The sequence below is a fragment of the Christiangramia marina genome (genome assembly GCF_048285865.1).
In the GTDB taxonomy this organism is placed as follows: domain Bacteria; phylum Bacteroidota; class Bacteroidia; order Flavobacteriales; family Flavobacteriaceae; genus Christiangramia; species Christiangramia marina.
Genome location: NZ_JBLVTK010000001.1, coordinates 87,222 through 100,499, shown reverse-complemented (window position 1 = coordinate 100,499; position 13,278 = coordinate 87,222). Strand labels below are relative to the sequence as shown.

The 13,278-nt window shown below is 39.1% G+C and carries 17 protein-coding genes; 8 read left to right on the top strand and 9 right to left on the bottom strand.

Annotated elements, in window-relative coordinates; all coding sequences use genetic code 11:
- The first annotated feature begins 3 nt into the window (after positions 1–3).
- From ACNKXS_RS00510 to ACNKXS_RS00500, 3 genes are all read left to right on the top strand, one after another.
- Positions 4–441 (top strand): Lrp/AsnC family transcriptional regulator, encoded by a 438-nt coding sequence (locus ACNKXS_RS00510; protein ID WP_417920121.1) that lies wholly within the window; start codon positions 4–6, stop codon positions 439–441.
- Positions 442–636: 195 nt separating this feature from the next.
- On the top strand, positions 637–837 hold the full coding sequence (locus ACNKXS_RS00505; protein WP_141878484.1) for a DUF1328 domain-containing protein: 201 nt from the start codon (positions 637–639) through the stop codon (positions 835–837).
- Between the two features lie 103 nt (positions 838–940).
- The gene (locus ACNKXS_RS00500; RefSeq protein ID WP_417919170.1) at positions 941–2,341 is read left to right on the top strand and encodes a hypothetical protein; all 1,401 of its coding nucleotides are present in this window, start codon (positions 941–943) and stop codon (positions 2,339–2,341) included.
- Here ACNKXS_RS00500 and ACNKXS_RS00495 read toward each other — a convergent pair.
- Positions 2,338–3,543 carry an MDR family MFS transporter gene (locus tag ACNKXS_RS00495; RefSeq protein ID WP_417919169.1) on the bottom strand — a complete coding sequence of 402 codons (1,206 nt, stop codon included), beginning with the start codon at positions 3,541–3,543 and terminating at the stop codon, positions 2,338–2,340. The genes ACNKXS_RS00500 and ACNKXS_RS00495 overlap by 4 nt on opposite strands.
- A gap of 73 nt (positions 3,544–3,616) precedes the next feature.
- Here ACNKXS_RS00495 and ACNKXS_RS00490 point away from each other — a divergent pair, with 73 nt between their 5' ends.
- Complete coding sequence (locus ACNKXS_RS00490; RefSeq protein WP_417919168.1) at positions 3,617–4,231, top strand: DUF1684 domain-containing protein; 615 nt, start codon at positions 3,617–3,619, stop codon at positions 4,229–4,231.
- Here the strand turns inward: ACNKXS_RS00490 and ACNKXS_RS00485 are convergent.
- From ACNKXS_RS00485 to ACNKXS_RS00460, 6 genes are all read right to left on the bottom strand, one after another.
- Positions 4,228–5,328 carry a porin gene (locus tag ACNKXS_RS00485; RefSeq protein WP_417919167.1) on the bottom strand — a complete coding sequence of 367 codons (1,101 nt, stop codon included), beginning with the start codon at positions 5,326–5,328 and terminating at the stop codon, positions 4,228–4,230. The two genes, ACNKXS_RS00490 and ACNKXS_RS00485, sit on opposite strands and share 4 nt — an antisense overlap.
- Positions 5,329–5,450: 122 nt before the next feature.
- A complete protein-coding gene (locus tag ACNKXS_RS00480; RefSeq protein ID WP_417919166.1) occupies positions 5,451–6,677 on the bottom strand; it encodes an ammonium transporter in 1,227 nt (408 codons plus the stop codon).
- Between the two features lie 27 nt (positions 6,678–6,704).
- Positions 6,705–7,043 (bottom strand): P-II family nitrogen regulator, encoded by a 339-nt coding sequence (locus ACNKXS_RS00475; RefSeq protein ID WP_417919165.1) that lies wholly within the window; start codon positions 7,041–7,043, stop codon positions 6,705–6,707.
- Positions 7,044–7,207: 164 nt separating this feature from the next.
- Positions 7,208–7,579, bottom strand: a complete 372-nt coding sequence (crcB, locus tag ACNKXS_RS00470) for a fluoride efflux transporter CrcB (RefSeq protein ID WP_417919164.1) — start codon at positions 7,577–7,579, stop codon at positions 7,208–7,210.
- Positions 7,572–8,627 carry an SRPBCC family protein gene (locus ACNKXS_RS00465; RefSeq protein WP_417919163.1) on the bottom strand — a complete coding sequence of 352 codons (1,056 nt, stop codon included), beginning with the start codon at positions 8,625–8,627 and terminating at the stop codon, positions 7,572–7,574. The genes crcB and ACNKXS_RS00465 overlap by 8 nt, the downstream gene beginning before the upstream one ends.
- A gap of 53 nt (positions 8,628–8,680) precedes the next feature.
- The gene (locus tag ACNKXS_RS00460; RefSeq protein ID WP_417919162.1) at positions 8,681–8,869 is read right to left on the bottom strand and encodes a hypothetical protein; all 189 of its coding nucleotides are present in this window, start codon (positions 8,867–8,869) and stop codon (positions 8,681–8,683) included.
- A 45-nt stretch (positions 8,870–8,914) separates the two neighbouring features.
- Here ACNKXS_RS00460 and ACNKXS_RS00455 point away from each other — a divergent pair, with 45 nt between their 5' ends.
- A complete protein-coding gene (locus ACNKXS_RS00455; RefSeq protein ID WP_417919161.1) occupies positions 8,915–9,301 on the top strand; it encodes a pyrophosphohydrolase domain-containing protein in 387 nt (128 codons plus the stop codon).
- Positions 9,302–9,352: 51 nt separating this feature from the next.
- Here ACNKXS_RS00455 and ACNKXS_RS00450 read toward each other — a convergent pair whose 3' ends face one another.
- Positions 9,353–10,402, bottom strand: a complete 1,050-nt coding sequence (locus ACNKXS_RS00450; protein WP_417919160.1) for a branched-chain amino acid aminotransferase — start codon at positions 10,400–10,402, stop codon at positions 9,353–9,355.
- A gap of 117 nt (positions 10,403–10,519) precedes the next feature.
- Here ACNKXS_RS00450 and ACNKXS_RS00445 point away from each other — a divergent pair, with 117 nt between their 5' ends.
- From ACNKXS_RS00445 to ACNKXS_RS00435, 3 genes are all read left to right on the top strand, one after another.
- Positions 10,520–11,032 (top strand): DUF4920 domain-containing protein, encoded by a 513-nt coding sequence (locus ACNKXS_RS00445; RefSeq protein ID WP_417919159.1) that lies wholly within the window; start codon positions 10,520–10,522, stop codon positions 11,030–11,032.
- A 1-nt stretch (position 11,033) separates the two neighbouring features.
- Positions 11,034–11,708, top strand: coding sequence for a tRNA (5-methylaminomethyl-2-thiouridine)(34)-methyltransferase MnmC2 (gene mnmC2, locus ACNKXS_RS00440; protein ID WP_417919158.1), 675 nt, complete (start codon positions 11,034–11,036; stop codon positions 11,706–11,708).
- Positions 11,709–11,782: 74 nt separating this feature from the next.
- Positions 11,783–12,685, top strand: a complete 903-nt coding sequence (locus ACNKXS_RS00435) for a TIGR01777 family oxidoreductase (protein WP_417919157.1) — start codon at positions 11,783–11,785, stop codon at positions 12,683–12,685.
- 52 nt (positions 12,686–12,737) lie between these two features.
- Here ACNKXS_RS00435 and ACNKXS_RS00430 read toward each other — a convergent pair.
- The coding region (locus tag ACNKXS_RS00430) for a YceI family protein (protein WP_417919156.1) at positions 12,738–13,278 on the bottom strand (541 nt) is incomplete at its 5' end.

Sequence of the window (13,278 nt, the reverse complement as noted above, 5' to 3'; positions counted from 1 at the left end):
AATATGGTTGATAAATTAAACTGGGCGATCCTTCAGGAATTACAAAAAGATGCGAGAGCATCGTTTTCGGAGATAGGTAGAAAAGTGGGACTAAGCTCACCGGCCGTTGCTGAAAGAATGAAAAAGATGGAAGATGCCGGGGTGATCAATTCTTATAAAGTGAATATTAGTCATCAGAAAACGGGATATCAACTAAGGGCGGTAATTACTTTACGCGCATTTACAGGAAGACTTAAAGCGTTTTTAGAAACCGTTTCAACCTACAAAGAGGTGCTTAATTGTTATCGTATAACGGGTAATGAAAATATTATTATGGAAGTGATCTTAAAAGATCAGGTTAACCTGGAGAAGCTCATTGATCAGTTGATTACCTACGGGGAAACCAGAACCCATATTATCCTTTCCAAGGTTGTAGATGATGCGCCAATACTACCACGATAAAGATTTTTAAATTTTCAACAGGTGTAAACGAGCCAGAAAGAACTGTTAAAATAGTGGCTTTCAATTCTTTCTGTTAACAGTTTGATTTGAGAATTTCCTGTTCTTAGTTAAAAAGATTCCAATTGTAATTTTGTTATGACAAACTGAAGAGATTCGTACTTAAATTTGTACCAAACAAAACAAGTAAAAAGTATCATGAGGAAGAAAGCACTATTATTTTTAGTTCTTGCAGCAGTAACAGGATTAGTAGGATTTACCGGATTATCATTTTCTGGAATAGAAGTTATTAGAATAATGTTCCTGATTTTTGCAGACTTACTGGTGATTTCTCTTATGGCGAAATTATTTTTTCCAGAGAAACAAAAAATGAAATATCAGCCAGTAAAAAGGAGATAAATGACACATCAAAAATGCCTCAACCCGTAAGTTTATTGCTTGCGGGTTTTTTTATGGAATAATTCGTGATGCAATTATTATATTTAATAATATTTCAACACCTATGAAAAGACTTCTACCATGTATCATCTTTCTATTACTCCCTTTGTTAATCATAGGGCAGGAGGTTAGAATAGTCAAGGGCAATGTTACTAAAGGCATCAATATTCCCGGGTCTAAAGGTGATACTTTCGCGATTTATACCCCTTCTCAATATTCTCAGAATAAAAAATGGCCGGTCATATTTATTTTTGATCCAAAGGGAAGAGCATCGAGTACCGCAAATCTATTTCGCCCGGCTGCGGAAGATCAGGGATATATTATAGCGGCTCTGGAACTTGATTTAAAATCTAAGTCTCTTGATAGTGTTATAAATACTTCAGTTTCCATGATGAACGTAGTAACCGGAACTTTATCAATTGCCCCGGAGCAAATCTATTTTGCAGGTATGGCGGAAGGAGCACAGATCGCCTCAGCGCTTACATTAATGAATAAGAATATGGCTGGAATCCTGGCTATTAATAACTCATTCGTTAATCCAAAATTCGTGAATGATCAGGAACCCTATATGTTTATTGGAATAGGAGCAAGTCAGGATTATATGGTTTACGAAATGGAAAGCTATCTTAAATTCTATGACAAGCGGGATTTCCCAACGGAGATCTATTATTTTGACGGTAAGGAGAATGACTGGCCATCCAGTGCAGTCATCTATAATGCGGTTTCGGGTTTTACGTTGCAAGCAGTAAAGGAAGGAATAAGGCCGGCAGATAAGGCTCTCATTTCTAAATTATACCAGCAGGAACTTGATTATGTGGAGAGTCTGAGACGAACTAGGAATTATTATTCTGCGTATGAGAACCTGGAGAGAATGGAAGAAAAGTATGCAGAATTTGGGTACGAAAACGAAGTGAAAGATCGAATGAAAGAAGTAAAGCGTACCAGGGGTTATTCAGCTCAGAAAAGGGATTTTAAGCAGGCAGTTTCCTATGAGCGTGAACAACAGGCGGAGTATGAATACCTTTTAACTTCAGATGTGATGACGCAAAACTTTCAAAATATTGGTTGGTGGGCTTACCAGATGGATGGTCTGGAGAAACTTCAGAATAGTTCTGAAAAGGCTAAAGTTGATATGGCCTACAGGTTGGAGGGATATTTAGACCTTCTTTCAAAGCGACAGTTCGATGATATCATGAAATCCAATGCAGGAATCGATGCCAGAATTTTTATAAGTGTTTTAAGAACGGCGATCAACAAAGAGGATCCAGAAGCTTATTTCAAAATAATATCACTGGCTTCGTTGGACGGTGATGCAGAAACTGCCCTTCTATATCTGGAAGATCTTCTGAAGACCGGTTACAGTGACTATGAAAAATTGTATTCCATCGATGGAACTCTGGATTTAAAATTTTCTGAAGAATACAATGCGATCATTCAGAAGTATCTCAAAAAATCGAAGTACTAAGCTGCTTCCCGAGCCAGAAACTTCTTCAGAAGCAAAAGTAACAGAATACATATAACGGCGAGCCCAGTCATAGTATACCAGGTGAAGTCGTAACCAAAATTATCGATTAATTGCATTCCGGAGTTATGTCCAAAAATATGGCTGACTGAAAACGCCATACTGTAAAGCGCCATGTAACTACCCCGTTTTTTGCCTTGAGACCTGATAAGAGCAAAGGTGTTAGAAAATGGAAAGGCGATCATTTCTCCAATCGTAACCAGAAGCATCCCAACAATAATAATTCCCACCCAACCGGTAAGATTTATGACCAGAAAACTTAATGCAGTTAGAAAGGCACCAAATATGACATAATTCAACGTTCCTGAATTTCGGTTTTCCAGGTATTTGATCAGAGGCATTTCAAACAGGAATATAAAGAATCCATTCAATCCTAATATGAGTCCGATCTCGAGTTCGCTCAATTGATGTACTTCAGAATAGTAAAGCGGGACGGTAGAGAAATACTGGATAAACACCAGTCCGAACAGCATTAGTGCTACTATGAATACCCAATACAGTTTATCCTGGTATGCAGAAGCGGTATTGGTAATCTCCTCTTCGGGTTCTTCCACAGCACGCTTAGGGTGAAGAAGTTTTAACAACAGAACACCGGCAAAAAGGCAGGTGATACCGTCTACCCAGAATAAGCCGTCATAACCCGCAGTAGCTATAATTAATCCTCCCAGCGCTGGTCCTGCGGAAAAACCCAGATTTATTGCCAGTCTTATCAATGTTAGCGATCTAGTTCTGTTCTGTGGTTTACTATAGGCGCTAATCGCAACAAATACTGCAGGTCTGAAGATATCTGCTATAGACATGACCAGGTAAATTCCCAGGCAGAACGTCCAGAAATCCTGAGGAAACTGAAGTAGAACGAATAATACGGAACTACCAATCAAACTACCAGCCATGGTTTTGTAATGGCCGAAAATATCTGTGAGCTTACCACCCAGAAAAGAGCCGGTTACAGATCCCAGTCCAAAGAATGTGAGTATCCATCCTACCTGCTCAAGGCTGAATCCCTGACTTTTGGTTAAATACAGAGAAAGAAAGGGAATAACCATAGTGCCGGCTCTATTGATCAGGGTGATCAATGCCAGTAGCCAGATTTCTTTTCTTAGTCCAGAGAACGAATCGATATAGGAAGCAAATAACTTTTTCATAGAATTGTCAAGCCTCAAAATTACTTCAATTTTTCTGGTAGATATTGGTTATTTTGGGAATAAAATACATCACATGTCTTCATTCAGAAATTTCGTTATTCTCCTTATTCTTTCCATATCCTCGTTATTACAGGCTCAGATGCCGGAGGCAGTAAAAGCTTCGGAAGAGTATCGAGTGAAAATGAATGAAGAATTCAGTGATGCCGAAGAATCTCCACTGGAAAAAGGAGACCTGGAAAACTTTGATGGATTAGAATTTTTTATGATCGATACTACCTACATTGTTGAAGCAGAATTTGTTCGAACTCCGTCTGAATCTCCTTTTGAAATGCAGACAAGTACTTCCAGGACTTCCACTTACGTAAAATATGGAGAGCTTTATTTTAAACTGAAGGGAGAAGAATTTATGCTGAATCTATATCAAAACCAAAGTCTTAGATCAGATCCTGAATATTTTGATTATTTGTTCCTGCCCTTTACAGATGAAACTAACGGAATTTCAACTTATAATGGAGGTAGATATATAGACTTCAGTATTCCTGAAAAAAGGACGGTAACTATAGATTTTAACAGAGCATACAATCCTTACTGCGCATACAGCGGCCGGTATTCCTGTCCCATTCCTCCTAAGGAGAATCATCTGGAAACAGCAATACCAGCCGGTGTTAAAAAGTTCGCTAAAAACTAGAACGCATAGATGGCAGCGACCAGAAAGGAAGCCAGATCACTATTTGGTTGTAGGTCCCGATCCAGAAATGCAGGGTAATCATCTGAGACGCTATCAAGACGTAATTCAGGTTTAATGATAAGTCCGCCTGTCTGGAAACTACCGGTTAGAGTGAAAGCAGTAATATTGGTGTCTGCTCCATAAACAACACCTCCATCTTCCAATTCTTTGAAATACTCAGCTCTTAAGCCAAGACCAAAATTATCTGAAAGTGAAAGTTGTGGATAGATTGCTGCACCATAAAAGCCTGTGCCGTCTGTATCCTGGTAAGTAGTATTCAATCCAAGGTAAAAACTGTCGGTTAGATCCCAACCTGTAGTTAGATCTATTTGAAATAGACTGTCATCTGAAAGTGATTGCTCACCGTAGAGAAGATTTAGAAAAGCGCTTCCACCATCTACACTGTAACCCAATTGTCCTCCAAAACTATATTTCCCGATGGGGTTGTATTCAGTATAATCTGTAGGATTCATGATGGCGAGCATCCCGGTCCAGTTATCGTCAAAGCTAAAGTCGGCTTTGATCCCAGTATGTGAAAAAGGTCCGTAGGAGAACATGTAAGAGGTAGAATAATTAAAATTCGCTACTGGAGATATTACCTCGTAACCTAGATAGGTATTCCAGTTTCCAAGTGTGAATTTAAGAGCATCATTGACTTTATAATAAGCGTATAACTGATTCACAATTTGAGCAGAACCCTGGGAGAGAAATACAGCATCTTCACCACGAGGTCCAAAGACCAAATCTGCCACAAAACCGACTTTATCATTTTCGTAGCCCAGTATCACATTAGCCATTCCAATCGCAAAACCGGGATCGTTTGCAAATGAAGTGGCTGGAGCGGCAGGGTCCAGAGTTACGGCGTCACCACCTACGATTTCTTCAGATTGGTTAAGACCATTAAAATTTGTTCTGAAGTAAGCATCAACACTTCCGCTGATACTGAATTTTGAGGTTTCTTCGGTTTCCTCTTCCTGCGCCTGCAAGCTAAATGAGAAGACTAAGAGGCATGGTACAATGAAGATTTTTATTAATTTTGAAAATGTAATTGCATGCATAATTTTGAGATTAAAACATAGTTAGTGTATTCGTTTAGCGACGGTATTACTTAATGTATTTTAAAGTTTAGCAATTATATAGCGGAGCGTTTGGAGGAACGCTCCGTTTCTATGGTTAGCTGTTATTTTTGATTTAGTCCGAAATCTGGATAGGCATCCATTCCATGTTCATGAATGTCCAGGCCTTCAGTTTCTTCTTTTGCTGAAACTCTTAGTCCAAGAGTAACCTTCAGAATATAGAATATGATAAATGAGGTCACGATACAGAAAGCGGCATAAGCCCCAACACCAATAAGCTGCGTGATGAACTGATCTATTCCTGCCATATTTCCGAAGATTCCAACGGCAAGAGTTCCCCATATTCCGCAGATCAAATGAACGGCTACGGCACCTACAGGATCATCCAGTTTTAGTTTGTCAATAAACGCAACTCCCATTACGATAATTACACCTGCGATCGCACCAATAAGAATTGCATCTGTTGGGGACATTTGGTCTGCACCGGCGGTGATTCCTACCAGTCCACCCAGAATACCGTTTAGAAACATAGTGATATCGTAGTTCTTATAAAGAATGCTGGAGAATATAAAGGATGCTACTCCACCTGCTGCTGCTGCAAGACAGGTTGTTACCAGGGTTAATGAAGTTAGTTCTGGATCTGCAGAAAGTACTGAACCTCCATTAAATCCAAACCATCCTAACCATAAGATCAAAACTCCTGCAGTAGCAAAAGGCATGGAATGACCAGGAAAAGCTCCAATTTTACCATCTTTGAATTTTCCGATTCTTGCACCTAAGAGATAAATGGCAACCAGAGCTGCCCATCCACCAACTGAATGAACAAGTGTTGAACCAGCGAAATCGTAGAATCCCATTTCGTCAAGGAATCCGCCACCCCATTTCCATGATCCGGCTATTGGATATACAATTCCAACATAGAGAATTACAAAGATCATAAAACTGTTTAGTTTGATCCTTTCTGCTACTGCACCAGAAACAATAGTTGCTGCTGTAGCTGCAAACATTCCCTGGAACAGGAAATCTGTCCAGTAAGTATAGCCTTCACTGTAAGCCAGATCAAGACTTCCATCGACAAGAGGACTATCCAGTCCAAAGCCTGCAAAACCAAAATAGCCATTGAACTCTCCCGGATACATCAAATTGAATCCTAGTAGGCAATATAGCAACAGGCCTACGGTGATGATAAACAGGTTTTTAAATAATATGTTGATCGTATTCTTCTGCCTGGTAAGACCTATCTCTAAAAGAGCAAAGCCCATGTGCATAAAGAAAACGAGTGCCGTACAGATCATCATCCATACGTTATTGATGGTTAATATTCCTTCCATAATAAGTTACTGTTGAGATTGTAGTTTTTACTTGAGTGATTCTGAACCTTTTTCCTTGGTTCTTATTCGGTAGGCTTCATCTATTGTGGATACGAAGATCTTTCCATCTCCAACACTGCCTGTATTTGCAGCTTCCATTAAAGTTTCTATGGTTTTATCCATGAAACTATCTGTGACCACGATAGACAGGTATCTTCGTTGAATATCTGCGGTGCTGTAGGATACACCACGATAAACATGACCTACCTTTTCATTACCAACTCCGGTAACATCCCAGTAGCTAAAAAACGTAACTCCAATTGAGTGCAGGGCTGCTTTGGTTTTGTCAAACTCAGACTTGCGAATAATTGCTTCAATTTTTTTCATAAATGTTGATTAAGAGAGGTTTAAAGTTATTAAAAACTTCAAAAGACCCTGTTAAAATATGGGTCTTCTGTCAACTTTTACGATATAAATAAAAAACACCCCTATAAATTTAGGGGTGTTCAAGTAAAATGTTTAAAATCGAAATATATGTATCTGAAAATAGATCAAAAAAGTCTGGAAATGATAATTCCGAGGAATATGGCGATAATTCCTAGGATGATACTACCAAGAAAATATATAGAAAATGAAATATAATCACCAGATTTTATCATATTGAAATTTTCGAATGAAAAGGTACTGAAGGTGGTGAAGCCACCACAAAAACCAATGGCTACAAGAAAATATAATTGATGATTGAGCATATCGTGTTTAATAAACCATCCAAGGGCAAGCCCTAACAAAAAGCTACCCAGAACATTCACTACTAAAGTTCCCTGGGGAATAACACCGCCGTCATTTAAATACTTGCTCAGCAAATATCGCAGACTGGATCCCAAACCGCCTCCAAGAAAAACGAGTAGCAGGTTTTTAATCATCTAATGCTGTTTCTTTTTCTCCCAGTGGAATGTACAAATGAGTGATCCATTCCGCTGGATTGGCATTGTCCTTTGGACCAGTAACATGAACCTGGAAGAACTCTGCCTCTTCCTTAATTACCAGGTCGTTCTCCTGAATATACTGGTAAGCCGCATCCCAGGCTTCCTGTAAATATTCATAATCACCTTTTAAAGTGGTTTTTAATGTTTTTTGGTTCGGCATAAAACCGTTCAGTACCTGGCTATCCTGAGGTGTAATTACTTCACTTGGAGTAAAATAGGCTGCCGAATAAATGGCGGTTCCTCTATCTTCATTTCTTTCATTGAAGAGAATAAAAGGTTTGCCAGTCATTTCAATATTATTAGAATTCATGAAGTTGCTCACGTCATTCGTCATATCTTGCATTTTGTCCGCAATTTGTGAAAGTCGGCTCGCAGTAGTAATATAAAGATAATAACCTCCACCGTGTTGCGTCACTCCGTCCACATTGATCGAATAACTTTCGATCTCCTTTCTTATCTGTTCTTCAAGATTATCCAATCCCTGTTTGAATACCGGCTGTAATCGCTGAGTCATACTTTCATTTTCAAACAAAAACGCTGCTTTTTCAAGAAAAGTTTGATCACCTTTTAAAGTCCAGGTAGTTAGGATGCTGTCATTTTGTTTTTCAAAAGACCAGGAGATATCACTAGTGCTTTCCCCAAAAGTTGTCTTGAAGGTCACCTGTTGCTCAATGCTACCATGCGGATTGGCCTTCGTGGTCACCAGCGAACCATCACCCATTTCTTCACTACTCCATTCGTAGTTCGCACCCTCGCCAACGGTCTTATCACCGTAATTAATGATCATGTCTTCAGCACCATTTGACCATGGTTCCCATTCTTTCCAGGTAGTAAGGTCATTTACCTCATCATAAAGAACTTCCTGAGGAGCTGCGATCATGCGCTGTTCCTGCACCTGGTAACTTCCATCTTTGGTGGCGATGTAAATGGACGCTCCAATGAATATGATCAATAAAAGGAAAAACAGGTATTTAAGAATTTTCATGATGACTGGGATTATTGAGAACTAATATAATTATTTTGAAGTGGTTGTAAGAATCAATGATTCAGCTGCGTCTTGATTATAAATAAAATCACAATAAAAGCTATAAATGCTAGCAGCACCATCATACTTCCTTTGTAGTACTTTTTATGTAGTTTCAGATCCTTTCGGTAACTAATGATCATAACGATGATAAATGCTACCACGAAAAAGGCGGCGAATATAAGTTGTCCGGTAGAAAACATTTAGTTAATTTTTCAGCAAAGTTAAACTTTTTAAACATTCTAATCATGAAGAAAGCTATTGCTGCTGTGGAAGAGTTTCATTCTGCATTTGGTCTTGGCATCAAACAGAAGCCAGAGGCCAATCTTGGAAAGGAAAAAAACCGCTTGCGTTATATTCTAATGAAGGAAGAGAACGAGGAGTATCTGGAGGCTGCTAATAGCGGAGATCTTGTTGAGGTAGCAGATGCTTTAGGGGATATGCTTTATTTATTATGCGGTACAATTCTCGAACACGGCATGCAGCATAAGATCGAAGAAGTTTTTGAAGAGATACAGCGAAGTAACATGAGTAAACTGGATGAAAATGGTGAGCCAGTTTATAGAGAGGATGGAAAGGTCCTGAAAGGAAATAATTATTTTAAACCTGAAATAGGCAAAATCCTGGAAAAATAAAAATCCCGAAAGAGAACTTCCGGGATCAAATATACTTTGCTGAGAGGAGTTTTACTTCACCTCGTAAGTCCAGTTGTAAAGATCTTCAGTTTCATTATACTGAATTTTCATAAGTGTATCCTTGAAGAAACTCGCATAAGAATCATCCATATTTGGTAATTCGAACTTTTGTTCTTTATAGCCGAAGCCAGCAATAGGATTGATCACAGTTGCCGTTCCAGATCCAAACATTTCTTTTAATTCTCCTTTTCTGGCAGCTTCCACGATCTCCTGAACGCTAACTCTGCGTACTTCTACTTCAATATTGTTTTCTTCCGCAAGTTTTAGAACACTCTTTCTGGTCACCCCATCAAGAATCCGGTCGTTTGTTGGTGCAGTTACCAGTTTGTTTCCAATTCTAAAGAAAATATTCATTGTACCAGCCTCTTCAAGATATTCATGAGAATTGGCATCGGTCCAGATGATCTGCTGGAAACCTTCTTCCTTTGCAAGATTGGTAGGGTAGAACTGCGCTCCGTAATTACCGGCAGCCTTCGCGAATCCAACTCCACCATCTGCAGCTCTGCTATACTTTTCTGAAAACTTCACTCTCACTTCTCCGCTGTAATAAGCCTGTGCCGGAGAACAAATGATCATAAATTTATATTCCTTTGCTGCGGAAGCTGAAACACCTGATTCCGTAGCGATCACGAACGGTCTTAGATACAAACTATTTCCGAAACCTTTCTTGATCCAGTCTTTATCTAACTTTAGTAATTCTTCCAGCGCCTCAAAGAAATATTCCTTCGGAAACTCAGGAATTGCCATTCGCGCACTGGATTTATTGATTCTTTCAAAATTTTGCTCTGGTCTGAAAAGCCAGATACGATCATCTTTATCCTTGTAAGCTTTCATTCCTTCGAATACAGCCTGTCCATAATGAAACACACGCGCTGAAGGCTCTAAAGATAAAGGTCCATAAGGTCTGATGATAGGTTTTTGCCACGAACCATCCTTATAATCACATTCCATCATATGATCTGAGAAAACCTGTCCGAAAGCTAGATTATCAAAATTAGTCTTATCAATTTTGGATTCGGTAGTCTTTTGTATCTCTATCATTAGTTGGTATTTTGTGGTTGTTCAGTCTTGTTCCGCAAATTTACCTAATTAAAAGTAGAATCAAAATCTAAAGTTTTGGTAAATTTGGCGCAGAACACCCTATAATATCTGAGAATCATGAGAATAACATTAGTAATCGCAGCCATCGCCTTGAGTCTGGTTAGTTGCAAGAAAGCTGAAAAATCAATGAACAATGACCTTGCTGAAGTACAGGAAGTTCAGGAATCTTATGAGGGTTTCGGAAAGAAATTTTCTGGTGATGCGGCTTTGAATGCATCGGAAATGCTTGAAAAATATAGAGCACTGGAAACAGGTGATACTATTAACGTTAGCTTCAGCACCAGGGTGATGAGTGTTTGTAAGGAAAAAGGTTGCTGGATGGTATTGGATCTTCCCGAAACCGATCAGGATCCCATGGTGAAATTTAAGGACTACGGATTTTTTGTTCCGAAGGAAATAGAAGGAAAAGAGGCAGTAGTGAATGGGAAAGCTTTCGCTGAAGTCACCAGCGTAGAAGATCAAAAGCATTACGCTAAAGATGCAGGAAAATCTGAAGAAGAAATCGCCGCGATAACAGAACCTGAACAATCCTTTGGATTCCTGGCAGATGGAGTCCTTTTGAAGAAATAATTTGGAAAGAAAAATTATTAGAACCAGCGATGGTTCTGTGACCATACATTTACCTGAATGGGATGAACAATACCACTCCAAACATGGTGCTATTCAGGAAGCCAGGCACGTGTTTCTCAAAATGGGATTGCATCACTGGTTGGAATCAAATTCAAAGAGACCACTGGAAATTCTTGAAATTGGCTTTGGTACCGGTCTCAATGCTTTTCTAACTCTTTTAGAATCCAATAGTAATGATATTGAGATAAATTATACAGGAGTAGAAGCATATCCTGTAGTTCCATCTGAAATTAAATTGCTTAACTATCCAGAGGCGGCCGATGCTGCTTCAGCTGAAGACCTATTCAAAAAATTACATTCCGTTCCCTGGGAAATTTCAGCTCCAATCACGGAAAAATTTTCTTTACTGAAGAATAAACTGACATTTCAGGAGATCGATATGACCAGCCAGTTTGACCTGGTGTATTTTGACGCTTTTGGCGCGAGAGTTCAACCCGAGTTGTGGGGAGAGAATATTTTTAATGCGATGTATAAAGCTTTAAGGTCTCATGGTGTTCTAGTAACCTACGCTGCGAAAGGGAGTGTCCGAAGAGCCATGATTTCCGCTGGTTTTCAGGTAGAGAAATTACCGGGACCTCCGGGGAAGCGAGAAATGTTAAGAGCTGTTAAACTATAACTGCATTCTAGTTAAACCTGTAGAATTTTGCTACACCTGCATTTAGTCTGTTGTATATTTCTTCAAAAAAAGAGATGAAAGTACTTATTACAGGAGCTACTGGAATGATTGGTTCCAGGTTGAGTGATCTATGCAGGGAGAGTGGCATGATAGTACATTATCTAACCACCAGTAAATCGAAGATTGAGAAAAGGGAAGATTACAAAGGTTTTTACTGGGATCCGAAATCTGAAGAAATTGAAAAAGAATGCATTGATGGTGTTACCACGATCATCCATCTTGCAGGTGCCAGTATTGCTGAAAAATGGACTTCAGAATATAAAGAAACGATCATAAAGAGCAGGACCGAAACTGCGGCATTGCTTTACGATACCTTAAAGAACAACGAACACCAGGTAGAAAATTTTATATCTGCCAGCGCTATTGGCAAATATCCGGACTCCTTGGAAAAATTATACTTTGAGGATGACGAAGTGCTTGCAGATAATTTTGTAGGAACTGTAGTAAAGAAATGGGAAGTAGCGGCAGACAGGTTTAGTAACCTAGGAATAGATGTCGCAAAAATTCGTGTTGGCTTAGTCCTATCAGAAAAAGGCGGAATGCTTGAGAAAGTCAGGAAACCTATAGAGATGAATGTTGGTGCCCCTTTGGGAAGTGGTAAACAATGGCAGAGTTGGATACACCTTGATGACCTCGCGGGCATTTTTCTTCATGCTACAGAAAGAGAGCTTACAGGAGTTTACAATGCGGTTGCGCCAAACCCGGTAACCAATAAAGAAATGACCAGGCAATTGGCAGATCAGCTAAATAAACCGTTATGGCTTCCAAATGTTCCTAAATTCGTACTTAAAACCATGCTAGGCGAAATGTCGCAGATCGTACTTTCCAGTCAGCTGGTAAGTTGTAAGAAGATCGAAGAACATGGATACAAATTTAAATATTCCAATCTTTCCAAAGCTTTGGAAGATCTTGTTTAAAACAAAAAAGGCTGCCAGATGGCAGCCTTTTTTTATGATTCGATCTTTTTAATTAAGCTTTCTTAGCTTCAAGATTGATCGTTAACTGAATTTCATCGTTGATGAATTTGTCTCCAAGACCTTCGAATACAGATTTAGAGCCATAGTTCACGTTCCATTTTGTACGATCAATGCTAAAATCTTTACTGCTGATAGTGTAAGTATCATTATTCTTGCTAATTGTTACAGGAAAACTAATGTTCTTAGTAACTTCTTTCATTGTAAGATTCCCTTGTAGCATTGTAGTACCTTCTTCTTCAGTGATTCCAGTAACTTCAAAAGTAGCTTCAGGATATTCCTGAACATTAAAGAAGTCTCCTTCTTTTCCTTCTACAGTTCCCATCAGGTGAGCCTCAAGATTGGACTTTTCTTCACCTTCAAGATCTGTAACTTCGATAGATTGCATGTCAATCACGAAAGTTCCACTCTGGATCGTAGAGTCTGTAGCCATAAATGTACCTTCTTTCACAGCAATAGTTCCTGTGTGATTTCCAGTTGGCTTAGAACCCTGCCATTCGATAGTTGAAGCAGTAGTATCTACTTTGTATTCCATT